The organism is Pseudothauera nasutitermitis, assembly GCF_004801295.1.
GTDB lineage: Bacteria > Pseudomonadota > Gammaproteobacteria > Burkholderiales > Rhodocyclaceae > Pseudothauera > Pseudothauera nasutitermitis.
On record NZ_SSOC01000005.1, the window covers coordinates 284,174 to 310,702 of the forward strand.

The 26,529-nt window shown below is 69.2% G+C and carries 27 protein-coding genes and 1 tRNA gene; 18 read left to right on the forward strand and 10 right to left on the reverse strand.

Annotation, left to right across the window (positions count from 1 at the left end; genetic code table 11):
- Window position 1: 1 nt before the first annotated feature.
- Entirely contained in the window at window positions 2–250 is a 249-nt protein-coding gene (locus E6C76_RS14500; protein WP_136348953.1) for a YfhL family 4Fe-4S dicluster ferredoxin, read from the forward strand.
- 98 nt (window positions 251–348) lie between these two features.
- On the opposite strand, the gene E6C76_RS14505 is transcribed toward E6C76_RS14500, so the two are convergent.
- Window positions 349–2,319 carry a dynamin family protein gene (locus E6C76_RS14505; protein ID WP_136348954.1) on the reverse strand — a complete coding sequence of 657 codons (1,971 nt, stop codon included), beginning with the start codon at window positions 2,317–2,319 and terminating at the stop codon, window positions 349–351.
- A 99-nt stretch (window positions 2,320–2,418) separates the two neighbouring features.
- Entirely contained in the window at window positions 2,419–3,240 is an 822-nt protein-coding gene (mutM, locus tag E6C76_RS14510; protein WP_136348955.1) for a bifunctional DNA-formamidopyrimidine glycosylase/DNA-(apurinic or apyrimidinic site) lyase, read from the reverse strand.
- A gap of 202 nt (window positions 3,241–3,442) precedes the next feature.
- On the opposite strand from mutM, the gene E6C76_RS14515 reads away from it, so the two are divergent.
- The 8 genes from E6C76_RS14515 (at window position 3,443) to ychF (ending at window position 10,193) form a co-directional block, all read left to right on the forward strand.
- A complete protein-coding gene (locus E6C76_RS14515; RefSeq protein ID WP_136348956.1) occupies window positions 3,443–5,164 on the forward strand; it encodes a tetratricopeptide repeat protein in 1,722 nt (573 codons plus the stop codon).
- A gap of 7 nt (window positions 5,165–5,171) precedes the next feature.
- On the forward strand, window positions 5,172–5,771 hold the full coding sequence (gene lolB, locus E6C76_RS14520) for a lipoprotein insertase outer membrane protein LolB (RefSeq protein ID WP_136348957.1): 600 nt from the start codon (window positions 5,172–5,174) through the stop codon (window positions 5,769–5,771).
- Window positions 5,768–6,610, forward strand: a complete 843-nt coding sequence (gene ispE, locus E6C76_RS14525; RefSeq protein WP_211090232.1) for a 4-(cytidine 5'-diphospho)-2-C-methyl-D-erythritol kinase — start codon at window positions 5,768–5,770, stop codon at window positions 6,608–6,610. The genes lolB and ispE overlap by 4 nt, the downstream gene beginning before the upstream one ends.
- An 18-nt stretch (window positions 6,611–6,628) precedes the next feature.
- A tRNA-Gln gene (locus tag E6C76_RS14530) sits at window positions 6,629–6,705 on the forward strand.
- Window positions 6,706–6,781: 76 nt separating this feature from the next.
- Window positions 6,782–7,732 carry a ribose-phosphate pyrophosphokinase gene (locus tag E6C76_RS14535; protein WP_136348958.1) on the forward strand — a complete coding sequence of 317 codons (951 nt, stop codon included), beginning with the start codon at window positions 6,782–6,784 and terminating at the stop codon, window positions 7,730–7,732.
- Window positions 7,733–7,816: 84 nt separating this feature from the next.
- Window positions 7,817–8,416, forward strand: coding sequence for a 50S ribosomal protein L25/general stress protein Ctc (locus tag E6C76_RS14540; protein ID WP_136348959.1), 600 nt, complete (start codon window positions 7,817–7,819; stop codon window positions 8,414–8,416).
- 38 nt (window positions 8,417–8,454) lie between these two features.
- Window positions 8,455–9,105 carry an aminoacyl-tRNA hydrolase gene (pth, locus tag E6C76_RS14545; protein ID WP_136348960.1) on the forward strand — a complete coding sequence of 217 codons (651 nt, stop codon included), beginning with the start codon at window positions 8,455–8,457 and terminating at the stop codon, window positions 9,103–9,105.
- Complete coding sequence (ychF, locus tag E6C76_RS14550; protein WP_136348961.1) at window positions 9,102–10,193, forward strand: redox-regulated ATPase YchF; 1,092 nt, start codon at window positions 9,102–9,104, stop codon at window positions 10,191–10,193. The genes pth and ychF overlap by 4 nt, the downstream gene beginning before the upstream one ends.
- 18 nt (window positions 10,194–10,211) lie before the next feature.
- Here ychF and E6C76_RS14555 read toward each other — a convergent pair whose 3' ends face one another.
- The 3 genes from E6C76_RS14555 to E6C76_RS14565 are packed head-to-tail and all read right to left on the reverse strand — an operon-like array spanning window position 10,212 to window position 12,254.
- A complete protein-coding gene (locus E6C76_RS14555; protein ID WP_136348962.1) occupies window positions 10,212–10,736 on the reverse strand; it encodes a TPM domain-containing protein in 525 nt (174 codons plus the stop codon).
- A 13-nt stretch (window positions 10,737–10,749) separates the two neighbouring features.
- On the reverse strand, window positions 10,750–11,643 hold the full coding sequence (locus E6C76_RS14560) for a TPM domain-containing protein (protein ID WP_136348963.1): 894 nt from the start codon (window positions 11,641–11,643) through the stop codon (window positions 10,750–10,752).
- Between the two features lie 23 nt (window positions 11,644–11,666).
- Window positions 11,667–12,254 (reverse strand): LemA family protein, encoded by a 588-nt coding sequence (locus E6C76_RS14565; RefSeq protein WP_211090249.1) that lies wholly within the window; start codon window positions 12,252–12,254, stop codon window positions 11,667–11,669.
- 266 nt (window positions 12,255–12,520) lie between these two features.
- Between E6C76_RS14565 and gluQRS the strand changes: the two genes are divergently transcribed.
- The 3 genes from gluQRS to E6C76_RS14580 are packed head-to-tail and all read left to right on the forward strand — an operon-like array spanning window position 12,521 to window position 14,573.
- Window positions 12,521–13,444, forward strand: coding sequence for a tRNA glutamyl-Q(34) synthetase GluQRS (gluQRS, locus tag E6C76_RS14570; RefSeq protein WP_136348964.1), 924 nt, complete (start codon window positions 12,521–12,523; stop codon window positions 13,442–13,444).
- Window positions 13,445–13,450: 6 nt separating this feature from the next.
- The gene (locus E6C76_RS14575) at window positions 13,451–13,924 is read left to right on the forward strand and encodes a CoA-binding protein (RefSeq protein WP_136349241.1); all 474 of its coding nucleotides are present in this window, start codon (window positions 13,451–13,453) and stop codon (window positions 13,922–13,924) included.
- 22 nt (window positions 13,925–13,946) lie between these two features.
- Window positions 13,947–14,573: a LysE family translocator gene (locus E6C76_RS14580; protein WP_136348965.1), complete on the forward strand. Its 627-nt coding sequence runs from the start codon at window positions 13,947–13,949 to the stop codon at window positions 14,571–14,573.
- Window positions 14,574–14,642: 69 nt separating this feature from the next.
- Here the strand turns inward: E6C76_RS14580 and E6C76_RS22585 are convergent, their stop codons facing one another.
- The 4 genes from E6C76_RS22585 to E6C76_RS14600 form a co-directional block, all read right to left on the reverse strand.
- Window positions 14,643–15,014 (reverse strand): YbdD/YjiX family protein, encoded by a 372-nt coding sequence (locus E6C76_RS22585; RefSeq protein WP_136348966.1) that lies wholly within the window; start codon window positions 15,012–15,014, stop codon window positions 14,643–14,645.
- Entirely contained in the window at window positions 15,007–17,064 is a 2,058-nt protein-coding gene (locus E6C76_RS14590) for a carbon starvation CstA family protein (protein WP_211090233.1), read from the reverse strand. Before E6C76_RS14590 ends, E6C76_RS22585 begins: the two co-directional genes overlap by 8 nt.
- Window positions 17,065–17,361: 297 nt before the next feature.
- Window positions 17,362–18,519 (reverse strand): cardiolipin synthase ClsB, encoded by a 1,158-nt coding sequence (gene clsB, locus E6C76_RS14595; protein ID WP_136348968.1) that lies wholly within the window; start codon window positions 18,517–18,519, stop codon window positions 17,362–17,364.
- Window positions 18,516–19,265, reverse strand: coding sequence for an endonuclease/exonuclease/phosphatase family protein (locus E6C76_RS14600; protein ID WP_136348969.1), 750 nt, complete (start codon window positions 19,263–19,265; stop codon window positions 18,516–18,518). The genes clsB and E6C76_RS14600 overlap by 4 nt, the downstream gene beginning before the upstream one ends.
- A gap of 75 nt (window positions 19,266–19,340) precedes the next feature.
- Here E6C76_RS14600 and E6C76_RS14605 point away from each other — a divergent pair, with 75 nt between their 5' ends.
- The 5 genes from E6C76_RS14605 to E6C76_RS14625 all read left to right on the forward strand — a co-directional run bounded on the left by E6C76_RS14605 (window position 19,341) and on the right by E6C76_RS14625 (window position 24,146).
- Window positions 19,341–20,438 (forward strand): RuBisCO large subunit C-terminal-like domain-containing protein, encoded by a 1,098-nt coding sequence (locus tag E6C76_RS14605; RefSeq protein WP_136348970.1) that lies wholly within the window; start codon window positions 19,341–19,343, stop codon window positions 20,436–20,438.
- Window positions 20,435–20,884 carry a cupin domain-containing protein gene (locus E6C76_RS14610; protein ID WP_136348971.1) on the forward strand — a complete coding sequence of 150 codons (450 nt, stop codon included), beginning with the start codon at window positions 20,435–20,437 and terminating at the stop codon, window positions 20,882–20,884. The genes E6C76_RS14605 and E6C76_RS14610 overlap by 4 nt, the downstream gene beginning before the upstream one ends.
- Window positions 20,885–21,171: 287 nt before the next feature.
- A complete protein-coding gene (locus E6C76_RS14615; RefSeq protein WP_168734352.1) occupies window positions 21,172–23,310 on the forward strand; it encodes a type IV pili methyl-accepting chemotaxis transducer N-terminal domain-containing protein in 2,139 nt (712 codons plus the stop codon).
- Window positions 23,307–23,678 (forward strand): response regulator, encoded by a 372-nt coding sequence (locus E6C76_RS14620; RefSeq protein ID WP_136348973.1) that lies wholly within the window; start codon window positions 23,307–23,309, stop codon window positions 23,676–23,678. Before E6C76_RS14615 ends, E6C76_RS14620 begins: the two co-directional genes overlap by 4 nt.
- A 12-nt stretch (window positions 23,679–23,690) precedes the next feature.
- On the forward strand, window positions 23,691–24,146 hold the full coding sequence (locus E6C76_RS14625; RefSeq protein WP_136348974.1) for a chemotaxis protein CheX: 456 nt from the start codon (window positions 23,691–23,693) through the stop codon (window positions 24,144–24,146).
- A 21-nt stretch (window positions 24,147–24,167) separates the two neighbouring features.
- Here the strand turns inward: E6C76_RS14625 and E6C76_RS14630 are convergent, their stop codons facing one another.
- Window positions 24,168–25,085, reverse strand: coding sequence for a LysR family transcriptional regulator (locus E6C76_RS14630; protein ID WP_136348975.1), 918 nt, complete (start codon window positions 25,083–25,085; stop codon window positions 24,168–24,170).
- Window positions 25,086–25,281: 196 nt separating this feature from the next.
- Here E6C76_RS14630 and E6C76_RS14635 point away from each other — a divergent pair, with 196 nt between their 5' ends.
- Window positions 25,282–26,499 (forward strand): MFS transporter, encoded by a 1,218-nt coding sequence (locus tag E6C76_RS14635; RefSeq protein ID WP_136348976.1) that lies wholly within the window; start codon window positions 25,282–25,284, stop codon window positions 26,497–26,499.
- The last annotated feature ends 30 nt before the right edge of the window (window positions 26,500–26,529 follow it).

The following is a 26,529-nucleotide window of genomic DNA, read 5'->3' on the forward strand; positions in this document are numbered from 1 at the left end:
AATGGCCTTGATGATCACCGACGAGTGCATCAACTGCGACGTGTGCGAACCGGAGTGCCCCAACGGCGCCATTTCGCAGGGCGACGAGATCTATCAGATCGACCCCAACAAATGCACCGAATGCGTCGGCCACTTCGACGAACCGCAGTGCCAGCAGGTCTGCCCTGTGGACTGTATCCCGCTGGACCCGGAGCGCAAGGAAACCCGGGAGCAGTTGATGGAGAAGTTCGTCCGCCTGACCAACGGCTGACGAACGCCCGGCCGCGCCGGAAACACCGAGGGGCGGGTCCGCAGACCCGCCCCTCTCGCGTTTACCGCCTTTTGGCCGCGATGGCGCGGCACGAACGTTCAGGCCACCCGCGCCTCGGCAGCTGGCACGGACGGGATATCCGTCGTCGCCGCCCCCAGCGCCGCGCGGATATCGGCGGCCAGTTCGCGCAGTTCCTCGATCTGGCGCAGCAACTGCACCTCGGCCTGCTTCAGTTCTTCCACGCGGTCTTCCAGCGTGTCGGTGGCCTGGTGGATGCGCTTGACGCTTTCCAGCCGGCGCTTCAACTGCAACTGGTATTCGCGCACCTGGGTTTCCAGCGGCGACATCACCGCGCGCAGCCATTGCTCCACGTCGCGGTTGGCCAGCTCGAAGGTGCGCCGCGCCTGCATGGCCACGGTCTCGAAGAATTTCTGCGTCAGCGCGTGCTTCTCGGTGGTCACCAGCACCAGGGTGTTGTTGATCTGCCGGTTGAAGGCCTTTTCCAGGCGATCCAGTTCGCGCTCGTAGCGCAGCGTGGAGAACGCTTCCGGCGGCGACAGCTTCAGCCCGTGCTCCACGGCGAAGCGCTTGTACATCGCCTCCAGCATGCTGGTGATCTCGCCGATCTCGTCGGTGGACAGCTTGAGGTTGGCGCGCAGGCTGGCGAAGTAGCCTTCCATGGCGTGCTTGAGCCCGCGCGAAAAGGTGGACTCCAGCATCGCCGCGCGGGTACGCCGGGTTTCGTCGCGCAGCGCGTCCATGCCCAAGTGGGCGAGCAGATTGTTGGTCAGGCTGGTGAACACCGAGCGCACCGCGTAGTACTTCTGCAGGCCCCGCTCGAACTCGTCCTTTTCCGTGCGGATCTTGCGCATCATGTATTCGATGACGCTCTGGTTCTTGCCGCGCAGGTCGGTGAGCTCCTGCAGCTGTTCGCGCAGGCCGGCCAGGCGCGCCTCCAGCAGCGCTTCGGCCTGGCCGGCGAGGTCGTCGGTTTCGCCCAGCGTGCCGTCGCGCACGATCTCCTGCTTGGTCGGCAGCAGATCCTCGGTCAGCGCGCGCTCCAGCACCGGCAGACGGCTGCGTTCGAGCAGGCCGCCATCGTCCTGGATGCGCCCGACCAGCCCCTTCTGCGCGGACACCGGGAACACCGCGGCGGGATCGACCTCCAGCGTATCGGCCACCGAACGCACCTGGCGGTCGATTTCCTCGTCGATGCGGGCCTGTTCGCGCAGCCCGTCCCACAGGCCGTCGATCTTGTTGAGCACCACCAGGCGCCCTTTCTGGCGCCCCTGCCCACCCTGCACGTATTCGCGCCACACCGCCAGATCGCTCTGCGTGACGCCGGTATCGGCAGCCAGGATGAACAGCACCGCGTGGGCGTTGGGCAGCAGCGAGAGGGTGAGTTCCGGCTCCGCACCGATGGCGTTGAGGCCCGGGGTATCGAGCACCACCAGGCCCTGCTCCAGCAGCGGATGGGGAAACTGGATCACCGCGTGGCGCCAGCTGGGAATCTCCACCAGCCCGTCGGCCCCCGGACGCAGCCCGGCGGTGCCCGACGGATCGACGCGGAAGCCGAAGCGGCGGGCCTCGTCCTGCGTGGCCCGGCGCGTCTCGCCGACGCGCGACAGCGCGCTCTGCAAGGCGTCGGCGGACGCATCCTCCAGCGGCAGGATTTCCCATTCCTCGGGGTAGCGCTTCAACTCGCTCACGCCGGTGTGCGTGGCGCGCGTGGCGATCGGCAGCAGGCGGATTTCCGCGCGGTCGCCAGCGGACCATTTCAGCTCGGTGGGGCACATGGTGGTGCGCCCGGCGCTCGACGGCAGGATGCGGTCGCCGTAATCGGCAAAGAAGATCGCGTTGATCAGTTCCGACTTGCCGCGCGAGAACTCCGCCACGAAGGCCACGGTGAGCTTGTCGTCGCGCAGGCGGTCGAGCACGTACTGCAGACGCAGTTCGCCCTGCGCGTCGCCCACTTCGTTGCGCGCCAGCCAGGCGCGCAGGCGCCCGACCGCCTCGGCGGCGGTGGTGCGCCATTTGCCATACGCGGAAAACTGATCGACCAGATTCATGGACTGACCTCGAACGGCCCGCAACGACGGGCGGATGGAATCCGAAACTCCGTTAGCATAGCGCCGTTCCCGCTCCGGCGCCACGCCGCGCGGCCGTGCTCAGCCACGCCGCACCTGGCAGCGCGGGCAGAACCAGGAAGAGCGCTGCGCGCTGACGAAGCGCCGCACCGGCGAACCGCACACCCGGCAAGGCTCGCCCTCGCGGCCATAGACGAAGTAGCTCTGCTGGAAATAACCCGGCTTGCCGTCGCCGCCGACGAAATCGCGCAGCGAGCTGCCGCCGGCCTCGATGGCCTCGCCCAGGGTCGCGCGCACCTCATCGGCCAGCCGCTCGCAACGCTTGCGCCCCAGCGCGCCGGCGGGCTCCAGCGGATGGATGCGCGCGCGGAACAGGCTTTCGGCCGCGTAGATGTTGCCCACGCCGACCAGCTTGCGCGCATCCATCAGCAGATGCTTGATCGGCTGCGCCACCCCGCGCGTGACGCGGAACAGCCAGGCGCCGTCGAAGCCTTCCTCCAGCGGTTCGCGCCCCAGGTGGGCGAGCAGCGGATGGCTCTCCGCTTCGCCGGCCTGCCACAGCACCAGGCCGAAGCGGCGCGGATCGCGCAGGCGCAGCGCCTGTTCGCCGAACACCAGATCGATGTGGTCGTGGCGCTCCGCCGGCAATTCCGCCGGCACCACGCGCAGGCTGCCGGACATGCCCAGATGGACGATCACGCTGCCGTGGCCGAAATCCAGCAGCAGATACTTGGCACGCCGGCGCACCGCGCGCAGCGGGCGGCCGACGATCTCCCCGGCCAGTTCGGCCGGCACCGGCTGGCGCAAACGCGGCTGGCGCACGCGCACCTCGTTGGGCACACGGCCTTCCACATGCGGCTGGATGCCACGCCGGGTGGTTTCGACTTCGGGCAGCTCGGGCATGACACTCGCTTCGCTCGCGGCAGATGCAGGACGACCCCGCCCGGCCCTTCCGCGCTCGACTCTCCTCGCTCGACTGGTTAACATGGATGCGGCGAACCGAATTCTAATTCAAGCCTCCAATCCCGCGGCACGGCAAACCGCCGGCCGCGAGCGCCGGCACCGCCGCCGCCCTACCCGCACGGAGTTCCGCCGGAACGCAACCATGAACCGCAGCCCCACCCGCACGTTCTGCCGAGCCGCCTCGCGCCTCGGCCTTGCCCTGGCTCTCGCCCTGCCGCTTGCCGCGCACGCCCAGCACGCAGCCGAAGAACCCAGCCCCGGCGCGCTGCCCGCGCAGGAGCTCACCGCCGAGACGCTGTACCAGTTCCTGCTCGCCGAAATCGCCGGCGCGCGCGGCGAACTGGGCCTGTCGGTACGCGCCTACCTGGAAGTGGCGCGCCGCACCGGCGACCCGCGCATCGCCCGGCGGGCCGCCGAGATCGCCCTGTTCGCCCGCGACCTCGACGCCGCCACCCAGGCCGCGCGCATCTGGACGCAGGCCGACCCGCAGTCCGAGGACGCGCGCCGCCTGCTCGCCGGGGTGCTGGCCAGCGGCGGCGAACGCCTGGACGACGTGCAGATCCAGTTCGCCCGCGTGCTCGCCGAATCGCCCGAACGCCTGCCGCAGAATCTGATGAGCCTCAACCGCGCACTGGCCCGGGTACCGGACAAACTGGTCGCGCTGCGCATCATCGAACGCCTCACCGAGCCCTATCTGAACCTGCCCGAAGCGCACTTCGCGCGCGCCCAGGCCGCCGCCATCGCGCAGGACCCGGTCGAAGGCCTGGCGGCCATCGACGACGCGCTGGCCCTGCAGCCGGACTGGGAACCCGCCGTGCTGCTCAAGGCCCAGCTCTTCCAGCAGGCCGACGCCGTGGGTGAAGCTGCACGCATGCTGGAAGACTTCCTCACCCGCCACCCGGAAAACCGCAATGCCCGGCTGACCTACGCCCGCGCCCTGGTCGCGGAGCAGCAGTTCGAACCGGCGCGCGAACAATTCCAGCGCCTGCTCGCCGAAGCGCCCGGCGACCGCGACCTGGGCTATGCGGTGGGCCTGCTGTCGGCCCAGCTGGGCGACTACGAGCTCGCCGAACGCCTGCTCGCCGAAGCCCTGGCCGCCGGCCACCCGGAAGGCGACGCGATCCGCTTCAACCTCGCGCAGATCGCCGAACAGCGCGACAACGTCGAACGCGCGCTGGCGCTCTACGACGAGATCGCCGACGGCCCGCACGCCCTGCAGGCGCGCGTGCGCTCCGCCCAGTTGCTCGCCCGCGCCGGCCGCCTGGACGAAGCGCGCAGCCGACTGCACGCGCCGGATGCCGACGACGACACGCGCAAGCGCCTGCTGCTCGCCGAAACCCAGTTGCTGCGCGACGTCGAGCGCCCCGAAGAAGCCTTCCAGCTCATCGACGGCGCACTGCAGAAGTACCCCGAAGACACCGACCTGCTGTACGAATCCGCCATGCTGGCCGAACGCCTGGACCGCGTGGAAGTCATGGAGGCCCGGCTGCGCAAGCTGATCGCCCTCGACCCGGAGCACGCCCACGCCTACAACGCGCTGGGCTACTCGCTGGCCGATCGCGGCCTGCGCCTGGAAGAAGCCGAGGAACTCATCGCGCACGCGCTCGAACTCGCCCCGGAAGACCCGTTCATCCTCGACAGCATGGGCTGGGTGCTGTTCCGCCGCGGGCAGGCCGCCGAGGCCGTGGTCCATCTGGAGCGCGCCTACGCCATCCGCGCCGACCCCGAGATCGCCGCCCATCTGGGCGAAGTGCTGTGGTCGCTGGAGCGCCGCGCCGACGCCGAACGCATCTGGGAAGAGGCGCTCGCCCAGCATCCCGAACACGCCGCGCTGCGCGAGACGATCCGCCGCCTGCGCCCCTGACCACCCCATGCCCGCCGCCTTCCTCCGCACGCGCCTGCGCGCGCCGCTCGCCCTACTGGGCTGCGCGCTGCTGGTCGGCTGCGCGGCCCCCGGCCTGCGCCCCGCCAGCGAAACCCCGCACGCCCTGCGCAGCGTCGCGGCGAGCTTCGAGCTGGAAGGCCGCCTGTCCGCCACCGACGGCACACGCGCGGCCAACGGCCGGCTCGCCTGGCACCACGAAGCGCACAATGACCGCTGGACGGTGTATTCCCCCCTCGGCCAGATCGTCGCCCAGCTCGACCGCGATGCCGCCGGCGCACGCCTGACCACCGCCGACGGCCGCCGCTTCGACGCCCCCAGCGCCGACGCACTGCTGCCCGACCTGCTCGGCGTGCAGGCTCCCGTGGACCACCTGCCGGCCTGGGTGCAGGCCGTTCCCAGCGATCGCGCGGAAATCCGCCAGCGCGACGCCCTCGGCCGGCCGGCGCTGGTCATCGACGCCGGCTGGCGCATCGAGTACCCCGAATACGCCTCCGCCGCGCCGGACGCCGCGCCCCGGCGCATCGACCTGTCGCGCGGCGACGCCCGCCTGCGCCTGATCATCGACCAGTGGACGCCCGCGCCTTGAATCCCGCACTGACCGACTGCCCCGCGCCGGCCAAACTCAATCTGTTCCTCCACGTCGTCGGCCGCCGGCCGGACGGCTACCACCTGCTGCAAAGCGCCTTCCGCCTGATCGATCTGGGCGACCGCCTGCACTTCGGCACACGCGCGGACGGGCTGGTGCACCGCCTCGGCAGCCTGCCCGGCGTCGCCGCGGACGACGACCTGGTGGTACGCGCCGCCCGCCTGCTGCAGGCGCGCACCGGCTGCGCGCTGGGCGCGGACATCACCCTCGACAAGCGCCTGCCGATGGGCGGCGGGCTGGGCGGCGGCAGTTCGGACGCCGCCACCACGCTGATCGCCCTCAACCACCTCTGGCAGACCGGCCTGGACCGCACCGCGCTACAGGAAATCGGCCTCGCACTGGGCGCCGACGTGCCCTTCTTCATCTACGGGCGCGACGCCTTCGCCGAGGGCGTGGGCGAACAGTTGCGCCCCCTCGAACTCCCCCCCGCGTGGTACGTCGTCGTGTCGCCCGGTGTGGCCGTATCCACCCCCGAAATTTTCTCCGCGAGGGAGTTGACGAGGAATACCGAACCCATCACAATTGCGGCCTTCGCAGCGAGCACCACCCGAAACGACTTGCAGCCCGTGGCATGCAACCGTTATCCGGAAGTGGCCGCAGCAATCGACTGGCTGGCGCAGTTTGCGCCGTCGAGGATGACCGGCTCCGGAGCCTGTGTGTTCGCACAGGCGGCAGGCGAGGACGAAGCGAAACGCATCGTCTCGGACTGTCCGGCGCGCTGGCGGGCGTGGGCAGCACGCAGCCTTGCGCGACACCCGCTCTTCGAACTGGTCGATTGAGCTGTCGAAAAGGTTTCTTGGGGAGTCGCCAAGCTGGTCAAGGCACCGGATTTTGATTCCGGCATTCGAGGGTTCGAATCCTTCCTCCCCAGCCAGTTAAGACCGGGCAGGCCATGAGCCTGCCCGCGTCGTTTTCGCAGCAGCCATTCTATCGGCATCGGAGATTCGGACATGCCCCACGGCAGCCTGATGGTCTTCACCGGCAACGCTAATCCCAAGCTTGCCTCCGACGTAGCGCGTCGCCTCGGTATTTCCCTCGGTTCCGCCACGGTAGGCCGTTTCTCCGACGGTGAAGTCAACATCGAACTGCTCGAGAACGTACGCGGCAAGGATGTGTTCATCCTGCAGCCGACCTGTGCGCCCACCAACGAAAATCTGATGGAACTGCTGGTGCTGGTGGACGCCCTCAAGCGCGCCTCCGCCGGCCGCATCACCGCCGCCATCCCCTACTTCGGCTACGCCCGCCAGGATCGCCGCCCGCGCTCCGCGCGCGTGCCGATCACCGCCAAGGTGGTCGCCAACATGCTGCAGGCCGTAGGCGTCCAGCGCCTGCTGACCATGGACCTGCACGCCGACCAGATCCAGGGCTTCTTCGACATCCCGGTGGATAACGTCTACGCCGCCCCGGTGCTGCTGGCCGACCTGGACAAGCAGAAGTACGACAACCTGATGGTGGTCTCGCCCGACGTCGGCGGCGTGGTGCGCGCGCGCGCCTTCGCCAAGCGCCTGGAATGCGATCTGGCGATCATCGACAAACGCCGCCCGAAGGCCAACGTCTCCGAGGTGATGAACATCATCGGCGAAGTGGAAGGCCGCACCTGCGTGATCATGGACGACATCGTCGATACCGCCGGCACGCTGTGCAAGGCCGCCAGCGCCCTCAAGGAACACGGCGCCAAGCGCGTGCTGGCCTATTGCACGCATGCCGTGCTGTCCGGCGCCGCGGTGTCGCGCATCAGCGAATCCGAGCTGGACGAATTGCTGGTCACCGACACCATTCCGCTGCGTGACGATGCCAAGGCCAGCAACCGCATCCGCCAGATTTCGGTGGCCTCGCTGCTGGCCGATACCGTGCTGCGCATCAGCAACGAGGAATCGGTTTCCTCGCTGTTCACCGAATAATCCGCCTTCGCCCGCCGGACAATCGGCGGGCACAACCGGCTCCACCTGGTCGCGGGTGGGGCGTTTCAACCCTGGAGTATCACAATGACCATCGAGTTCAAGGCCACCCAGCGCGAAGGACAGGGATCGAGTGCGAGCCGCCGCCTGCGCCGCGCCGGCCAACTGCCCGGCATCATCTACGGCGGCGACGTCGCCGCCACCCCGATCACGCTGGATCACAACGAGCTGTACCACCTGCTCAACAAGGAAGCCTTCCACGCTTCCGTGCTGACCATCGACCTGGAAGGCAAGAAGCACACCGTGGTGCTGCGCGACGCCCAGTGGCACGCCTACAAGCCGCAGGTGCTGCACATCGACTTCCAGCGCGTCGATGCCACCCACAAGATCCACCTGAAGGTGCCCCTGCACTTCGTCAACGGCGAAACCAGCCCGGCCGTCAAGCTCGGCGGCGGCCTGATCTCCCACGTCATCAATGAACTGGACGTGCAGTGCCTGCCGGGCGACCTGCCGGAGTTCATCGAGGTGGACCTGGGCAGCCTGGAAGCCGACCAGTCCATCCACGTCTCGCAGATCAAGCTGCCGAAGGGCGTCGAGTTGGTCACCCACGGCGAAGGCGACCCGGTCGTCGTCACCGTGCTGAAGACCAAGGGCGAAGCGGCCACCGAGGAAGGCGCCGAGGGCTGACCGCCCCCGCCCGCCCGGATCGTGGAGACCGACATCCGATGACCGCAGCCGCTCCGCGCCTCATCGTCGGCCTCGGCAATCCGGGCAGCGAATACACCGAGACCCGGCACAATGCCGGGTTTTGGTTTTGTGAGCGGCTCGCCGACGAACTCGGCGCACGCTTCTCGCACGAATCGCGCTTCCACGGCTTGGTGGCCAACGCCCGCGAGGCCGGCGTCTGGCTGCTGATGCCGCAGACTTACATGAACCGCTCCGGCCAGGCCATCGGCGCGCTGGCGCGCTTCTACCGCATCGCCCCGGCGGAAATCCTCGTCGTGCATGACGAGCTGGACATTCCCCCCGGCCAGTTGCGCCTCAAGTTCGGCGGCGGCCTGGGCGGGCACAACGGCCTCAAGGACACCTCTGCCCACCTGGGCACCAACGACTACTGGCGCCTGCGCATCGGCATCGGCCACCCGGGCGACCGCAACGAGGTGGTCAACTACGTGCTCAAGCCCGCGCGGCGCGAGGAACAGGCGGAGATCGACGCGGCCATCGACCGCGCGCTGCTCGCCTGGCCGAAGATCGCCGCCGGCGACTGGAACACCGCCACCCAGCGCCTCAACGCCCGCCCGGCCGCGCCCAAGCCCCCGAAACCGCCCAAGGCGCCCGCCGCCCCCGGCCCCTCCAAGGACGAATCCAAGCCATGAGCCTGAAATGCGGAATCGTCGGCCTGCCCAACGTCGGCAAGTCGACCCTGTTCAACGCCCTCACCAAGGCCGGCATCGAAGCGGCCAACTACCCGTTCTGCACCATCGAGCCCAACGTGGGCATCGTCGAGGTGCCGGACCCGCGCCTGGCCGCGCTGTCCGAGATCGTCAAGCCGCAGAAGGTACAGCCGGCCATCGTCGAATTCGTCGACATCGCCGGCCTGGTCGCCGGCGCCAGCAAGGGCGAGGGCCTGGGCAACCAGTTCCTGGCCAACATCCGCGAAACCGACGCCATCGTGCACGTGGTGCGCTGCTTCGCCGACGAAAACGTGGTGCACGTCTCCGGCAACGTGGACCCGATCCGCGACATCGAGGTCATCGACACCGAACTGGCGCTCGCCGACCTGGCCACCGTGGAAAAGGCCATCAACCGCTACAAGCGCCCCGCCGCCTCGGGCGACAAGGAGGCCAAGATCCTCGTCGTCGTGCTGGAGAAATGCCTGGCCCAGCTCAACGAAGCCAAACCGGTGCGCGCGCTCGATCTCTCCAAGGAAGAACTGGCCAGCATCAGGCAGTTCTGCCTGATCACCCAGAAGCCGGTGCTGTACGCCGCCAACGTGGCCGAGGACGGCTTCGAGAACAATCCCCACCTGGACGCCGTGCGCGCCCACGCCGCCGCCGAGGGCGCCCAGGTGGTCGCCCTGTGCGCCGCCATCGAGGCCGAGATCGCCGACCTGGACGACGCCGACAAGAAGGACTTCCTGGAATCCATGGGCCTGGAAGAGCCCGGCCTGGACCGCCTGATCCGCGCCGGCTACACGCTGCTCGGCCTGCAGACCTACTTCACCGCCGGGGTGAAGGAAGTGCGCGCATGGACCATCCACGTGGGCGATACCGCCCCGCAGGCGGCCGGCGTGATCCACACCGACTTCGAGCGCGGCTTCATCCGCGCGCAGACCATCGCCTACGAGGATTTCATCCAGTTCAAGGGCGAGGCCGGCGCCAAGGAAGCGGGCAAGATGCGCGCCGAAGGCAAGGACTACGTGGTCAAGGACGGTGACGTGCTGAACTTCCTGTTCAACGTCTGACGCCGGCCACCGCCCGCCTCAACCGAGCCGCGGGCGGTCCGACAGTTCATTGACCCGGGGACCGTCCGCGGGGAATTCGCGGGCCAGGGCCTCGCCGACGGCGTCGATGGCGCGGGCGAGGCCCTCTTCATGGCGGCCGGCGCGGAAGAGTTCGCCCAGCCCGGCCAGCACCCCGCGCCAGTGGGCGTCCGGCACGCGGCGCGCCACGCCCCGGTCGGCAACGATCTCGATCTGGTGTTCCGCCAGTTGCAGGTAGATCAGCACGCCGTTGTTGTGCTCGGTGTCCCACACTCGCAGGCGGGAGAACTGGGCCAGCGCGCGCTCGTGCACGATGTCTTCGATGGGCACGCCGCGCCGCCAGTGGCGCCACAGGTAGCTGGCCGGCAGGCCGGCTTCCACGTGCAGGCACAGCTCCCCGCCGTGGCGCGCCTCGCTCGCGGCGATGCGCCCGGTCAGCCGCGTCAGCGCGGCCTCGTCCAGCACGCGTGCCACGTCGCCGGCATCCAGCCAGGCGTGGCGCAGCAGACGCACGATCGGGTTCATGCCCACCTCTCGTTCACCATCGCCCGGACGCCCCGCCGCCGCCGAAGCTGCCGCCCCCGCCGGAACGGAAGCCGCCGCCCGAGCCACCAAAGCCACCCCGCCGGCCGGTGATCACCGGACCACTCAGCCGCCCGCCCGGCCCGCCACCGCCGCCCCCTCCCCCGCCAAGCGCGGCGAGAAAGAGCGCGGCCAGCACGCCGCCGATGATACCGAGCAGCACGCTGCCGGCCACCAGCCAGATCAGCACGCCGCTGGCGCCGCCGGTGACGAGCAGGGCCGGCTTGCGGCCGATGGCGCTGGCTAGGAAGCCGCCCAGGGTGGGCACGGCGACGAACAGCAGGAGCAGGATGTCTTCCCAGGACATGTCGGCGGAAGACGTGCCGGCGGCGGGCAGCGGCAGATCTTCCCCACGAATCAGCGCGTCCAGCGCACCGACGGCGGCATCCAGCCCGCCGGCGAAGTCGCCCTGGCGGAAGGCCGGGGTGACGAGGCGGTCGATGATGCGGTAGGCGGCCAGGTCCGGCACCGCGCCTTCCAGCGTGCGCGCCACTTCGATGCGCACCGTGCGGTCTTCCTTCGCCACCACCAGCAGCAGGCCGTCGCCCACTTCGGCGCGGCCGATCTTCCAGGTGTCCGCCACGCGGTGCGCGTAGGCGGCGATGTCTTCCGGCGCGGTGGTGGCGACGATCAGGATGACGATCTGCGTGCCCCGCTCGGCCTCGAACGCCGCCAGGCGCGTCTCCAGCGCCTGGCGCGCGGCCGCGTCCAGCGTGGCGGTCTGGTCGATGACCCGCGCGCTCAACGCCGGCACGGGCTGCACGCCCTGCGCGGCAACCGTGCCGGCAAGGACGGCCAGCAGGCACGCGAGCAGCCACGTCAGCAAGCCGCCGACGCGCGGGCCGGACATGGCGGACAACACCGCGGCGCACCTCAGCGCCCGGACTGCCCGCCGAAATCGACGGTGGGCGGGCGGGAGATTTCCGCCTCGTTGGTCACGGTGAACCCGGCCTTGGGCTCATAGCTGAACACCATCGCGGTGAGGTTGGTCGGGAAGCTGCGCGCCAGCACGTTGTAGCGCTGCACCGCCTCGATGTACTTGTTGCGCGCCACGGTGATGCGGTTTTCCGTGCCTTCGAGCTGCACGCGCAAATCCTGGAAGCCCTGGTTGGCGCGCAGCGTCGGGTAGTTCTCCGCGACCATCATCAAACGCGACAGGGCGCTGCCCAACTGGCCCTGAGCCTGCTGGAACTGGGCCATGGCCTGCGGGTCGTTGAGCGCCTCCGGCGTGAGCTGAATCGCCGTGGCGCGCGAGCGGGCCTCGATGACCTGGGTCAGCGTGTCCTGCTCGAAATCCGCCTCGCCCTTGACCGTGTTGACCAGGTTGGGGATCAGGTCGGCGCGCCGCTGGTACTGGTTGAGCACTTCCGCCCAGGCCGCCTTGGCCTGTTCGTCGAGACGCTGGAAATCGTTGTAGCCGCAGCCGCTCAGGGAAACGGCCAACAGGGCCGTCAGGCCCATCGCAAGGAAGCGGGAGCGGATATTCGGGAACAGGCTGAACATGATGGGGATGACCTCGCTGAATCGGCTGAATCGCTGCATCGTTATCGCCCCGGATCGCCGGCCGGCGTCATCGGGATGTACCACTTTAGCAGGCCCGCGCGCAACGCCATGAGGGTGTCCGGCACGGACACACAATTCGCCAAACCCGCCACCCATACGCGTCCCACGCGGCCCCTGGGCACAGGCTTGGCCCACAGGACGCGATGGTAAGATCGGCCCCACCCATGAACACCCCCACCCCGCCCTACGTCGGCCGCTTCGCCCCATCGCCGTCCGGCCCGCTGCACTTCGGCTCGCTGGTCGCCGCCGTGGGCAGTTGGCTGGATGCGCGCGCGGCCGGCGGGCGCTGGCTGCTGCGCATCGAGGACGTGGATGCACCGCGCTGCGTGCCCGGCGCGGCGGACGGCATCCTGCGCACGCTGGAGCGCTTCGGCCTCGCCTGGGATGGCGAGCCGGTGTGGCAAAGCCGCCGGCACGCCGAGTACGCCGCCGCGCTGGCGCGCCTGCGGGCCGACGGCATGGCCTATCCGTGCGCCTGTACGCGGCGCGAACTGGCCGATTCGGCGCTGGCGCGCGACGGTTCGCGGGTCTATCCGGGCACCTGCCGGGATGGCCTGCCCCCGGGCCGGGCCGCGCGGGCCTGGCGGGTGCGCGCCGAGGGCAAGGCGGTCTTCGACGATGCCGTGCAGGGCCGCCAGGAGGAAGATCTGGCGCGCGAGGCCGGGGATTTCGTCGTGCTGCGCGCCGACGGCCTGTACGCCTACCAGCTCGCCGTGGTGGTCGACGACGCCGAGGCCGGCGTGACCCATGTGGTGCGCGGTGCCGACCTGCTCGAATCCACCGGGCGGCAGATCTGCCTGCAGCGCCTGCTCGGCCTGCCCACGCCGCACTACGCGCACCTGCCGGTGGTCACCAACACGCGGGGCGAGAAGCTCTCCAAGCAGACCCTGGCGCGCGCGGTGGATGCGCAGCCGCCGGGCGCCGCGCTGGTGGCGGCGCTGGCCTTTCTGGGCCAGAATCCCCCCGCCGGACTGGAACGCGCCACCCTCGCGGAGATCCGCGCCTGGGCGCTGGCCAATTGGGCGCTGGCGGCGGTGCCCCGACGCCGTGCCCTGTCCGGCCCCGCAATCGCATCGGAAGAGGCTTGAAGGATGATCGACGATATCGACGGACTGCGCCGGGTGCTGCTCGGCACCCGCAGCATCGCGGTGGTGGGCCTGTCGGCCAACTGGTACCGCCCCAGCTATTTCGCCGCCAAGTACATGCTGGAACATGGCTACACGATCATCCCGGTCAACCCGGCCTACGAGGAAGTGCTGGGGCAGAAGTGCTACCCCACGCTGCGCGACATTCCCGTGCCGGTCGACATGGTGGACGTGTTCCGCAAACCGGAAGACGTGCCGCCGCTGGTGGAAGACGCCGTGGCCATCGGCGCGAAGACGTTCTGGATGCAGCTGGGCGTGATCAATGAAGCCGCCGCGCACGCTGCCGAGGCCGCCGGCCTGCAGGTGGTGATGGACCGCTGCGTGAAGATCGAATACGCGCGCCTGTTCGGCGGGCTGAACTGGGCCGGGGTCAATACCGGGGTGATTTCCGCCAAGCGGCCGCTGCTGCCCGGCGCGCGCTGAACCGGGCGGAGGCGCGCACCGCATGATTCCACTCGACGTTCTGCTGCTGTTCACCGCGGCCTCGCTGGCCCTGGCCATCTCCCCGGGGCCGGACAACCTGTTCGTGCTCGCGCAGTCCGCACTGCACGGCCGCCGCGCCGGCCTGCTGGTCACGCTGGGGCTGTGCACCGGACTGTTCGCGCACATCGGTGCGGTCGCGCTCGGGGTCAGCGCGCTGCTGAAGACCTCCGCGCTGGCCTTCACCGTGCTCAAGGCGGTGGGCGCGGCCTATCTGCTCTATCTCGCCTGGCAGGCCTTCCGCGCCGGCGCCTCCGGCTCCACCGGCGCGGATGCGACGCCCCGGCCCGGCTGGGCCTTGTACGGCCGGGGTATCGTCATGAACGTCACCAACCCCAAGGTGGCGATCTTCTTCCTGGCCTTTCTGCCTCAGTTCGCCGATCCCGCGCGCGGCTCGGTGGCCGTGCAGATCGTCCTGCTGGGGCTGGCGTTCCTGCTTTCCGCGCTGCTGGTGTTCAGCCTGATCGCGACGGGCGCCGGCTATCTGGGCGAACGCCTGCAGCGCTCGCCGCGCGCGCAGATCGCCCTGAACCGGCTGGCCGGCACGGTGTTCGTGCTGCTGGCCGGCAAGCTGGCGCTCAGCCGGGCATAGCGCCCGCCCAAAAGACCGCGCGCCCCGGAGGGCGCGCAGCTTGGATCCACTTGCACCCGCTCAGCAGCGTCAGCACGGGCAACGGGTACCCGCGCGCTCCGCGCTGGGAAAGCGCGCTTCCAGACAGTAGCGGTAGAACTCCTCGCGCGTGAACGGCGTGGCCTCCGGATGGCGCGAGCGCATGTGGTCCAGGTAGTACTCGTAATCGTGGATGCCGATCACCAGCCTGCAGGTCTGCACCACCTTCTTCGCCACGTCCTTCAGGCCGGACAGCCAGCCCGAACCCAGGCTGTAGCGCTCGAAGTCCTCCGCCGACATGGCGACGCCACCCGGATTCTGCGCGCGCGCATCGGCCAGGTAGCGGGCATAGGCTTCGTCCAGCCCCGCCTCCGGGGCGGGGGCTGGCTGGTCCTTGCCGGCGAGGTAGGACAGGTCAAGCACGCGCGGGCTCCTCGCGGTAGACGGCCGGCACTTCCTGCGCGGTCGACTGCGGATTGGCGAGCGCCTTGCGGATGTTGATGATCACCGCCACCAGCATGACCACGGCCACGATCATGAAGAAGCCGCACAGCACCGCGTTGACCTGGTTGTTGAAGGCCACCCGGCTCATCTGCTCGATGCTCTTGGCCGGTGCCAGGATGGTGCCCTGGGCCGCCGCCTCGTTGAAGCGGTTGGCCAGCGCGAGGAAGCCGACCTTCGGGTTGTCACTGAAGATCTTCAGCCAGCCGGCGGTCATCGAGGTGATGAACAGCCACACGGTGGGCACGATGGTGACCCACGCGTAGCGCTCCTTCTTCATCTTGAACAGCACCGCGGTGCCCAGCAGCAGCGCCATCGCGGCGAGCATCTGGTTGCCGATGCCGAACAGCGGCCACAGGGTGTTGATGCCGCCGAGCGGATCGACCGTGCCCTGATAGACGAAGTAGCCCCAGCCCGACACCGCCACTGCCGTGCCGATCAGGTTGCCGGCCAGGCTGCGGGTCTGGCTCATGCCGGGGATGAAGGTGCCGGCCAGATCCTGCACCATGAAGCGGCACGCGCGCGTGCCGGCATCGACGGCGGTGAGGATGAACAGCGCTTCGAAGAGGATGGCGAAGTGGTACCAGAAGGCCATCATCGCCTTGCTGTTGAAGATGTCGGTGATGATCACCGCCATGCCCACGGCAAAGGTCGGCGCGCCGCCGGCGCGCGACAGGATGCTGTGCTCGCCCACGTCCTTGGCCATCTGGGTGAGCAGTTCCGGCGAAATCGCGAAGCCCCACCCGTTGATCACCTGCGAGGCGGATTCCACCGTGGTGCCGATGACGGCGGCCGGCGAGTTCATCGCGAAGTAGATGCCCGGATCGAGCACCGCCGCGCAGATCATCGCCATGATGGCGACCAGCGATTCGCCCAGCATGGAGCCGTAGCCGATCACGCGCATGTGGGTTTCGCGCTCGACCAGCTTGGGCGTGGTGCCGGAGGACACCAGCGCGTGGAAGCCGGAGATCGCGCCGCACGCGATGGTGATGAACAGGAAGGGGAACAGGCTGCCGGAGAACACCGGGCCGGTGCCGTCGATGAACTGGGTCACCGCCGGCATCTTCAGCTCCGGCAGGGAGATGATGATGCCGATGGCCAGGCCGATGATCACGCCCAGCTTGAGGAAGGTGGACAGGTAGTCGCGCGGCGCCAGCAGCAGCCACACCGGCAGCACCGAGGCGACGAAGCCGTAGATCACCAGCGCCAGCGTGAGCTGCGGGCCGGTCATGGTGAAGAACGGGCCCCAGTATTCGTGGCGGGCGATGTCCTCGCCGAAGATGATCGCGGCCATCATCAGCACAAAGCCGATCACCGAAATCTCGGCAATGCGCCCCGGGCGGATGAAGCGCATGTAGATGCCCATGAACAGCGCGATGGGAATCGTCGCGGCGATGGTGAAGGTGCCCCACGGGCTTTCCGCCAGCGCCTTGACCACCACCAGGGCGAGCGCGGAGAGGATGATGATCATCACGCCCAGCGCGCCCAGCATGACGATCAGCCCGGCGAAGGAGCCCAGTTCCTGCTTGGCCATCTCGCCCAGCGAACGGCCGTCGCGGCGCGCGGAGATGAACAGCACGAGGAAATCCTGCACCGCGCCGGCCAGCATCACGCCGACCAGGATCCAGATGGTGCCGGGCAGGAAGCCCATCTGCGCCGCCAGAATCGGCCCCACCAGCGGGCCCGCGCCGGCGATCGCGGCGAAGTGGTGGCCGAACAGCACCCACTTGTTGGTCGGCACGTAGTCCAGGCCGTCGTTGCGGCGCTCGGCCGGCGTCAGGCGCCGGTCGTCCAGCTCGAAGACCTTCTCGGCGATGAACTTGCTGTAGAAGCGGTAGGCGATCGAGTAGCACGACAAGGCGGCCAGCACCAGCCAGGCCGCGTTGACGGTCTCGCCCCGGCTCAGCGCAAGCATGCCGAAGCCCGCCGCGCCGACCAGCGCGACGGCCAACCAGATGATCTTTTCTTTCACGTTGATCCTCTCCTGTTACGGTGCCCCACGAACGGAGGCACCATTCTTGTGCTGCGCGACGCCCGTTTACGGTGCGCACGGCCAGCCCGGATTCTATGTCCGGCCAGGAGACGAAAGTATCAGTAAAATCAATATGATGATAAGCCCAGTCTCTTGCTTGCGAGCCACCGGAAAGAGCGTCCGGCATTAACACCAAATGCATATCCATCAAGTATTAGAAAGGATTTTCTCCGGCATTGCGGGCGTGTTCGCGAAGCAAGCCAGGCAAGGCCCGCCAGCCGGTATCCTGGAGTTCGCTCAGTGCTTGCCGCCGTATCCGGCCACGCCGATGGCGAGGCGGACGAACTGATAGGCCAGCCAGCTGGCGGCACGGCGCAGCAGTCCCTGCCGGCGCCAGCCCGCCGGCGCCAGTTCGCGCGCGCCCTGCTCCATCGCACGCGTCACGCTGTCGTGCAGGCGGCCGGCGAACGCCTCGTCGGCCACCACCACGTTGGCCTCGCGCGCCAGCAGCAGGCTGAACGGGTCGATGTTGCTCGACCCCACGGTGGCCCAGCGCCGGTCCACCACGGCCACCTTGGCGTGCAGATAGCTGCGGTGGTACTCGAACAGGCGGATGCCGTGCCCGAGGAAGTACGGATACAGCGCACGGCTGGCGTGCGCCAGCACCGGATGATCCACCAGCCCCTGCAGCAGCAGCGTCACCCGCACGCCGCGCCGCACCGCTTCGATCAGCGCGCGGCGGAAACGCCGCCCGGGAAAGAAGTACGCGCAGGCGATCAGCACCTCCCCGCGTGCGTGGCCGATGGCCGCCAGATAGGCGTTTTCGATGTCGCGCCGGTGGCGCAGGTTGTCGCGGATCAGGAAGGCCGCGCGCAGCCGGCCGGCCCGTTCCGCGCGGGCGGGCACGCGCAGCGGCTCGTTGAGCCGGCGGCTGAAGTTGGCCCACGACACCAGTTGCCACAGGTGATGCACCGCCGCCAGCATGCGGGCGACGATGGGCCCTTCGGCACGCACCGCGTAGTCGTGGCGCGGATGGGGTGGGCCGCCGGCCTCGAAATCGTCGATGATGTTGATGCCGCCGACGAAGGCCACCCGCCCATCCACCACCACCAGCTTGCGGTGCATGCGCCGCAGACGGTGGCGGCGCAGGGACAGCGCGCGCAGTTCGGGCCGGTAGATCAGCACCTGCACGCCATCGCCTTCCAGCAGGGGCATCAGCTCGCGCACGAAGGCGCGTCCGCCGAAGCCATCGACCAGCACATGCACGCGCACGCCGCGCTGCGCCGCACGCCCCAGTTCGGCGGCCACGCGGCGGCCGGTGGCATCGTTCTCGAACAGATAGGTCTCGAGAAAGATTTCCTGCGCGGCCCGCTCGAGCTCCGCCAGCAGCGCGGGGAAATACTCCTGGCCGGTTTCCAGCAGGGTCAGCGCGTTGCCGGCAACCAGGCGGCTCACCCGGTCGGCTCCAGCTCGGCGGTCAGGGCTGCGTGGTCGGACAGCCCGGCCCAGGCCGGGCCGTGGTGCACCCGCGCATCGCGCACCTTGAAGCCGCGCACGTAGATGCGATCCAGGCGGAACATCGGCAGACGGCTGGGGAAGCTGCGTGCCGGCACGCCGCGCACGCCGTGAAAGGCCTCGGTGAGCCCCAGCCGGCGTCCGAGCAGATCGTCCGCACGATTGCGCCAGTCGTTGAAATCCCCGGCGATGATCAGCGGCGCGCCGTCCGGCGCCAGACGTTCCATGCGCTCAGCCAGCGCCTCCATCTGGCGCCGCCGGCTGCCGCCCATCAGGCCCAGATGCACGCATACGCAGTGCACCGGCTGACCGAAGGCCGGCAGTTCCACCTCGCAATGCAGCAGGCCGCGGCGCTCGAAACGGTGGTCGGAAACGTCCTGGTTGTCGGCGCTCAGGATCAGGTGGCGGCTGAGGATGGCGTTGCCGTGGTGGCCGTGGTCATACACCGCGTTGCCGCCGTAGGCGGTCTGCTGCCAGGCGTCCTCGGCGAGGAATTCATGCTGGGCCGAGGCCGGCCAGTTGTGGTGGCGGCCCGCGTGGCCCAGGTGCAGGCCCTGCACTTCCTGCAGGAACACCAGGTCCACGTCCAGGCTGCGCAGGCGGTCGCGCAACTCATGCACCACCATGCGACGGTTGAACTGCGAGAAACCCTTGTGGATGTTGTACGTGCAGATGCGCAGATTCATGAGCGGGCGGGTGCCGGGACGAAAATGGCGACAAGGCATAATAGGCAGTCCGAAGACTTAGCTTAAACCCTTTTCATGGATAGATTGCGGGCGACATACCGGGTTCGCGCCGGGGCCGGCGAGATCGAACGGCGCGCCGAGGCGCTGGCCGTGGAGCAGAGCGTGGAGATGCCGCCGGGCGCGGTGCGCGATGCGCGCGTGGCCGACGAGGTGATCGGCCGGGTAGAGGAGGTGGCGGCCGACGGTGACGGGCATTTCCGCGTCACTCTCGGGCTGGCGCTGGAAACCACCGGCTTCGAGGCCGGCCAGTTGATGAACATGCTGTTCGGCAACTGCTCGCTGCAGCCCGAGGTCGAGTTGGTCGACGTGGACCTGCCCGAACCCGCGCTGGCACGCTTCGGCGGCCCGCGTTTCGGCATCGTCGGCCTGCGCGCGCTGGCGGGCGCAGAGCACCGCCCGCTGACCTGCAGCGCGTTGAAACCACAGGGCAGCTCCCCCGAAGCACTGGCCGCGCTGGCCGGCGCGCTGGCCGCCGGCGGCATCGACCTCATCAAGGACGACCACGGCCTGGCCGACCAGGCCGCCGCCCCCTTCGCCCGCCGCGTGGAAGCCGTGCAGCGCGCCATCGACGCCGCCAACCGCGCCGGCGGCGGGCGCTGCGTGTACGCCCCCAGCCTCACCGGCGGCCCGCGCCGGCTGCACGAACAGCTGCGCATCGCGCGCGAGGCCGGCGTGGGCATGCTGATGCTCGCGCCGATGGTTTCCGGTCTGGGCGCGCTGCAGGAACTCGCCGAGGAGGCCGGCCTGCCCATCCTCGCCCACCCCGCGCTCGGCGGTGCGGCGCGCATCGCCCCGCCCGCGCTGATCGGCAAGCTGTTCCGCCTGGCCGGCGCCGACGCGGTGATCTATCCCAACCACGGCGGGCGCTTCAGCTACGGCCCGCACACCTGCCGGGCCATCGCCGGAGCCGCGCGCGAGCCCTGGGGCCCGCTGCGCGCGGCGCTGCCGGTGCCGGCCGGCGGCATGACGCCGCAGCGCGTCGAGGAGATGGTGGATTTCTACGGCCGCGACGTGATGCTGCTGATCGGCGGCGCCCTGCTGGAAGCCGACGACCCCACCGCCGCCGCGCGTGATTTCGTGCGCCGCGTGCACACCCTGGGAGAAGCGCGATGAACCCGCCCGTGTTCCGCAAGGCCCGCGCCGGACGGCGCTGGGACGACACCGAGGTGCTCGAATACAAACCGGAAGGCAGCGCGCCCTTCCGCGACATCCGCCGCCAGCTGCTGTTCCGTACCGATGCGCTGGGCTGCGAACTGCGCTACTTCGAGATCGGCCCCGGCGGCCATTCCACGCTGGAGCGCCACGAGCACGAGCACGCCGTGCTGATCCTCTCCGGCGGCGGCGCCTGCCTGGCGGGCGGCGAGGTGCGCGCGGTGGGCGTGCATGACCTGGTGCATATTCCGGCATTGAGCTGGCACCAGTTCCGCGCCAGCGAGGGCGGCCATCTCGGCTTCCTGTGCATGGTCAACGTGCAGCGCGATCGCCCGCAGTTGCCCGGCGAGGACGACCTGGCCGCGCTGCGCCGCGACCCGAAGGTGGCGGCCTTCATCCGCCCCTGAAGCGCGCCGGTACTCGCGCGCAGCGCACGCCCCTGGCAAGGCCCCGGCCGGTATTGCCCGCGCCTGGCGAAATTTGATTTAGCACAAAGTAATATTCACCCCGCCCGAACTATAGTGCGGCCGGCGAAGCAGCCTTCTCCGCGTCGGTCTTCCGCAACACTTGGCGATGTGCAGGCAATGCGCCCTTGCACGCCGGATCGCACCCGACGGGCCGTGGCACCATGCCTGTCCGGACTTTCTCCGCCATCTGCGCACCCCCGCGGATCGGTCGTCAAGGAGACAGTACCGTGACCGTTCCAGCCCACCCCTCCCACGTGGCCTCCCCGGCCGCATCCGGCCCGGCGCCGCACAGTTTCTGGCAGCGTTACCGGGTCATCATCGTCGCCGTCACCCTGTTCATCGTCATCGACCTCGGGGTGTTGATGCTGAACTTCTACACCTCGTTCAAGATCGCCGAGGACGCCGTCAGCGTGAACCTCTCGGGGCGCCAGCGCATGCTTTCGCAGCGCATGACCAAGGCGCTGCTGACGCTGGAACTGGAGCGCCGCGACGGCCGCGACACGGGGCCCGCCCGCGAGGAGCTCAGGTCCGTGGTCGACCTGTTCGACCGCACGCTGCACGGGTTCAACACCGGCGCCACCGTGCCCGGCGGCGACGGCAACCCGGTCTACCTGACGGCCGTCGCCGACGACGGCGGGCGCAAGGTGGTGGCCGACGCGCTGGCGCGCTGGGCGCCCTACCGCTTGGCACTGGCCCCGGTGCTGGAAGGCCGGGCATCACCCTCGCAGTTGGGCATCGCCGTGGCCTACGCGCGCAACGAAAACCTCCGGATGCTGGAGTTGATGAACGATCTGACCTCGGTGCTGGAGGTCAACGCCACCCGGCGCGCCGACTTCCTGCGCATGGTGCAGAGCGTCGGCATCCTGCTGGCATTGCTGAACTTCATCTACATCCTCTACAAGTTCCTCAGCAGCCTGCGGCGCGCCGACCAGGCGACCGAGGCGGTCAACGAGGAAAACCGCGAAATCCTCGACAGCGTGCGCGAGGGCCTGTTCCTGCTGCATCCCGACTTCACGCTGGGTACGCAGATCTCGCGCTCGGTCGGCACCCTGCTCGGCCGCGCGCCGCGCCCGGGCGACCGCCTGCCCGACCTGCTCGGCCCGCTGCTGTTCGAGAAGGATCTCAAGGACGCGCGCGATTACATGGAGCTGCTGTTCTCGCCCCATGTGCTGGAAAACCTGGTGCATAGCATCAACCCCCTCTCGTGCGTCGAGGTCAAGACCCTCAACGCGCTGGGCAAGGAGGAGCGCAAGTTCCTGTCGTTCTCCTTCAACCGCGTGCTCGACGACGGCCGGGTGCGCCACCTGCTGGTCACCATGCAGGACATCACCGCCCGCGTCGCGCTCGAACAGCAGATCGATGCGGAGCGCGGCCGCGCCCGTCAGGAGTTCTCCTCCCTCGTGCAGGCGCTGGGCGCCGACACCGGCGCATTGCGCCACTTCGTCGCGCGCGCGGAAACCCAGCTGCTGCAGGTCAACAGCCTGCTGCGCTCGCTGTCGGAGCAGGCCGGCACGGCGGAAGTACGCAAGACGCTGGAAAAGGTGTTCCGCCTGGTGCACACCTTCAAGGGCGAGGCGGCCGCGCTCCACCTGGACCTGCTGGCCGACATGGCACACAACTTCGAAGACGAACTGCAGCAGTTGCACAACAAGGACCGGCTCAACGGCGACTCGCTCATCCAGTTGCCGCTGCAACTCGAGGGCCTGCTGGAAAAAATCGCCGTGTTCAAGCAGATCCCCCTGAATCCGGGCACATCCGACGATCCGGCGCAAACCGCCGACCACGCGCTGGCACGGGCATTGCAACTCGCCAGCCGCGCGGCGGCGGACCTGGGCAAGCAGGTGCATACCCGGCTGGTATTCGAGGACGGCGCGCTGGAGCATCCCTGGGCGCAGGATCCGGAACTGGGCTCGCTGGTCATCCAGCTCGCGCGCAACGCCATCGCCCACGGTATCGAGACGCCCGCCGAGCGCAGCGCCGCCGGCAAGCCGGAAGCCGGCCTGCTGACCCTCACGCTCGCCCGGCGCGCCTCGGGCGAACTGGAAATACACCTGCGCGACGACGGGCGCGGCCTGCAACCCGCCGCGGTCCGTCAACGCCTGCTGGATCTGGGCTGGTATCCGCCCGCGGAGCTCGACCGGCTCTCCGATCTCCAGATCCTCGGCCAGATCACCAAGCCGGGCTTCTCCACCGCCGAACCGGGCGGCATCCACGCCGGGCGCGGGGTCGGCCTCGACGCAGTCCTGCAGGAAGTCGTCCGCCTCGGCGGCAGGCTGTGGGCACGCAGTTCGCCGGGCCGGGGAAGCACCTTCGGCATCGTGCTCCCCGGGGAGTCCCGCCGGGAACCCGCGAGGACACCGGCATGAGGCTGCTGATCGTCGACGACTCCAACCTGATCCGCACGCGCATCGCCCGCGTGGTCGAATCCACCGGCCTGGAAGAGATCTTCATCGTGGGCTTGGCGCGCGACGGGCGCGAGGCCCTGCAGATCGCCCGCGAAACCCGCCCCGACGTGGTCACCATGGATCTGACCATGCCCGAGATGGATGGCGTGGCCACCATCCGCGAACTCATGCGCATGCCCCATCCCCCCAGCATCCTGGTGGTCAGCGCGCTCAACGACAAATCCACCGCCATCACCGCGCTGCGCCTCGGCGCGCGGGGCTTCCTCAACAAGCCGTTCACCGACGATGAGCTGGGACTGGCCCTGCTCGACGTGTGCAAACCCCTCTGAGCGCTTTTCCACATGGCTACTTTGACCGAAGACGATCTGCAGCTGTTCGTAGACGCCGTCAAGCACTACCTCAAGGCCACCAGCAAACAGGAACCCGAGATCACCTCCGCGTTCCTGGGCGATTCCAGCGTGATCGCCCACGAATTCAACGGCATCGTCAGCTTCATGGGTGGCTACAGCGGCCAGATCCTGGTGTCGATGCCGGAGGGCATGCTGCGCGAACTGCTGGTGCTGCAGCACGAACACGACCTGAGCGAAACCAATCTGCTCGACGCGGTGGGAGAGGTCGCCAACACGCTGGCGGGCAACGCCCGCAAGGTGTTCGGCCCCGATCTGGAGATCTCGGTGCCGACCCGCCTGCGCGGGGCGCAGGGCATCACCGCGCGCGTGCGTCCGCGGCCCTACGTGATCACCTTCCGCTGGCACCGCCACCCGGCGCTGGTCTGCGTCGATCTGGAGCGCCGCTGAGCGTTCCGGAGCGCCGCGCGCTCAGCCGGCGCGCTCCCACGGCGGCACCGGCTGGAAGCGGCGCAGCAGCGCGTCGAGGAACACGCGCACCTTGGGCACGCGCACCCGGCTGGGGGTATAGCAGGCGTACAGTTCGCGCCCGTACACGATGTTGGGTTCGTAGTCGTCGAGCACCGTGCGCAGCGTGCCGGCGGCCAGTTCGCGGTGGCACAGGTAGGTGGGCAGGATGGCGATGCCGTGGCCGGCGAGCACGGCATCCAGCATGCAGTCGGCGTTGTTGAAGTGGATGCGGCTGCGCACCGGCACCGGCGTCTCCACGCCGCGCCCGTCGATCAGCCCCCAGGTCTTGTTGTCTCCCAGCACATAGCTCAGGCACTGGTGCTGCAGCAGATCCTGCGGCAGGCGCGGACTGCCGTGGCGCTCCAGGTAGGCCGGCGCGGCGCACACCACGCGGCGCAGGCTGACGATGCGGCGCGCCACCGCATCGTCCGGCGGCATGCGCGTCATGCGCAGGGCGAGGTCGATGCTGTCGCCCACCAGATCGACGATGTGGTCGGTGAGGATCAGTTCGATCTCCAGTTCGGGATACGCGGCGGCGATTTCCGGCAGCAGCGGGGCCACGCAGTGGCGGCCGAAGGTCACCGTGGCGCTCACCCGCAGCGTGCCGCGCGGGGTGTCGCCGAGGTTGCGCACGGCGATCTCGGTGCTGTCCACCGCTTCCAGCGCGCGCAGGGCGTGCTGGTGGAACACCTCGCCGGCCGGGGTGAGCGCCAGCCGGCGGGTGGAACGCTCGAACAGGCGCGTGCCCAGGCGGCGCTCCAGTTCGGCCATCTGCTTGCTGACCTGGGCGCGCGTGCAGCCCAGCGCGCGCGCGGCGGCGGCCATGCTGCCGCCTTCCACCACGCGGACGAAGCCTTCCCAGGCCGGCAGCCAGTTCATTGCATTCTCCCGAACAGATGACTGGCACGGAGGGGATCGATTCCCTCCGCGCTCTTCGATTGTCAATGTTTCGTTGACTTGATGGATCGGATTATGGGCTTCTCCGTGCCCGATCCGGAAACTATTCTCACCCGACGCATATCTGCGCCGCCGCCCGCACGCAACCCGTTCAATCCTCCCGTTCCAGGTCGTCCGCATGTTCCGCTCGCTGCGCCAGCCCGAAGTACTGGCCATCACCCTCGCCGCCGCCGGCATCCTCGCCATCACCATGGGCGCGCGACAATCGCTCGGCCTGTTCGTCAGCCCGCTCAACACCGCCACCGGGCTGGGCATCGCCTCGATCAGTCTGGCGCTGGCGGTGGGCCAGTTCACCTGGGGGGCCATCCAGCCCATCGCCGGCGCGGCGGCCGACCGCTGGGGGCCGCGCGCGGTGCTGGTGGCCGGCATTCTGCTGCTGGCCGTGGGCAGCGCGATCACGCCGTTCATGGATTCCACCTTCGGGCTGATCTTCTCGCTCGGCCTGCTGTCGGCCATCGGCTCGGGCGCGGGCAGCTTCTCGGTGCTGATCGGCGCCGCCGCGCAGCGCCTGCCGGCGGAGGCGCGTGGCACGGCCTCGGGGGTGATCAACGCGGGCGGATCGTTCGGCCAGTTCGTCTTCGCCCCGCTGCTGCAGAAGCTGATCCAGTTGTTCGGCTGGATGGGCGCGCTGTGGTCGCTCGCCGTGATGACCCTGGCCGCGCTGCCGCTGATCGGCAAGGTGGCCAAGGGCGGGAGCACGGCTGCACACCCGCCTGCGGCGGAAAAGGGCGGGCTGAAGCGCGCCGTCCGCGAGGCGATCACCGATCGCAGCTACCTGCTGCTGCACGCCGGCTTCTTCACCTGCGGCTTCCACATCGCCTTCCTGGTCACCCACCTGCCGGGCGAGGTGGACCTGTGCGGCCTGCCGCCCGCGGTGGCGAGCTGGTCGCTGGCCATCATCGGCCTGGCCAACATCTTCGGCAGCCTGTATGCCGGCTCCTGCATCTCGCGCTACCGCAGCCGCAATGTGCTGGCGGTGATGTACGCTTCCCGCGCGGTGCTGGTGGCCCTGTATCTGGTGGCGCCGAAGACGGAATGGACCTTCTACCTGTTCGCCGCCGGCCTGGGCTTCACCTGGCTGGCCACCGTGCCGCCCACCGCCGCGCTGGTCGGCAAGCTGTTCGGCGTGCGCTATCTGGGCACGCTGTTCGGCCTCACCCTGCTGTCGCACCAGATCGGCGGCTTCCTGGGCGCCTGGCTGGGCGGCCTCAGCATCACCGTGACGGGTGACTACACCTGGATGTGGTACGCCGACATCGCCCTGGCGCTGCTGGCCGCCGTGCTCAACCTGCCGATCCGCGAGGCGCCGGTGGCGCGCGCGCCGCAGCCGGCCTGACCAAGACCACCACAACGAGAGGAGACCCCG

What these genes read in the sequence shown, in the direction of transcription:
- E6C76_RS14500 (WP_136348953.1), top strand. Translation starts at nt 2, where the DNA reads ATGGCCTTGATGATCACCGACGAGTGCATCAACTGCGACGTGTGCGAA.
- E6C76_RS14505 (WP_136348954.1), bottom strand. Translation starts at nt 2,319, where the DNA reads ATGAATCTGGTCGATCAGTTTTCCGCGTATGGCAAATGGCGCACCACC.
- mutM (WP_136348955.1), bottom strand. Translation starts at nt 3,240, where the DNA reads ATGCCCGAGCTGCCCGAAGTCGAAACCACCCGGCGTGGCATCCAGCCG.
- E6C76_RS14515 (WP_136348956.1), top strand. Translation starts at nt 3,443, where the DNA reads ATGAACCGCAGCCCCACCCGCACGTTCTGCCGAGCCGCCTCGCGCCTC.
- lolB (WP_136348957.1), top strand. Translation starts at nt 5,172, where the DNA reads ATGCCCGCCGCCTTCCTCCGCACGCGCCTGCGCGCGCCGCTCGCCCTA.
- E6C76_RS14535 (WP_136348958.1), top strand. Translation starts at nt 6,782, where the DNA reads ATGCCCCACGGCAGCCTGATGGTCTTCACCGGCAACGCTAATCCCAAG.
- E6C76_RS14540 (WP_136348959.1), top strand. Translation starts at nt 7,817, where the DNA reads ATGACCATCGAGTTCAAGGCCACCCAGCGCGAAGGACAGGGATCGAGT.
- pth (WP_136348960.1), top strand. Translation starts at nt 8,455, where the DNA reads ATGACCGCAGCCGCTCCGCGCCTCATCGTCGGCCTCGGCAATCCGGGC.
- ychF (WP_136348961.1), top strand. Translation starts at nt 9,102, where the DNA reads ATGAGCCTGAAATGCGGAATCGTCGGCCTGCCCAACGTCGGCAAGTCG.
- E6C76_RS14555 (WP_136348962.1), bottom strand. Translation starts at nt 10,736, where the DNA reads ATGAACCCGATCGTGCGTCTGCTGCGCCACGCCTGGCTGGATGCCGGC.
- E6C76_RS14560 (WP_136348963.1), bottom strand. Translation starts at nt 11,643, where the DNA reads ATGTCCGGCCCGCGCGTCGGCGGCTTGCTGACGTGGCTGCTCGCGTGC.
- E6C76_RS14565 (WP_211090249.1), bottom strand. Translation starts at nt 12,254, where the DNA reads ATGGGCCTGACGGCCCTGTTGGCCGTTTCCCTGAGCGGCTGCGGCTAC.
- gluQRS (WP_136348964.1), top strand. Translation starts at nt 12,521, where the DNA reads ATGAACACCCCCACCCCGCCCTACGTCGGCCGCTTCGCCCCATCGCCG.
- E6C76_RS14580 (WP_136348965.1), top strand. Translation starts at nt 13,947, where the DNA reads ATGATTCCACTCGACGTTCTGCTGCTGTTCACCGCGGCCTCGCTGGCC.
- E6C76_RS14600 (WP_136348969.1), bottom strand. Translation starts at nt 19,265, where the DNA reads ATGAATCTGCGCATCTGCACGTACAACATCCACAAGGGTTTCTCGCAG.
- E6C76_RS14605 (WP_136348970.1), top strand. Translation starts at nt 19,341, where the DNA reads ATGGATAGATTGCGGGCGACATACCGGGTTCGCGCCGGGGCCGGCGAG.
- E6C76_RS14610 (WP_136348971.1), top strand. Translation starts at nt 20,435, where the DNA reads ATGAACCCGCCCGTGTTCCGCAAGGCCCGCGCCGGACGGCGCTGGGAC.
- E6C76_RS14620 (WP_136348973.1), top strand. Translation starts at nt 23,307, where the DNA reads ATGAGGCTGCTGATCGTCGACGACTCCAACCTGATCCGCACGCGCATC.
- E6C76_RS14625 (WP_136348974.1), top strand. Translation starts at nt 23,691, where the DNA reads ATGGCTACTTTGACCGAAGACGATCTGCAGCTGTTCGTAGACGCCGTC.
- E6C76_RS14630 (WP_136348975.1), bottom strand. Translation starts at nt 25,085, where the DNA reads ATGAACTGGCTGCCGGCCTGGGAAGGCTTCGTCCGCGTGGTGGAAGGC.
- E6C76_RS14635 (WP_136348976.1), top strand. Translation starts at nt 25,282, where the DNA reads ATGTTCCGCTCGCTGCGCCAGCCCGAAGTACTGGCCATCACCCTCGCC.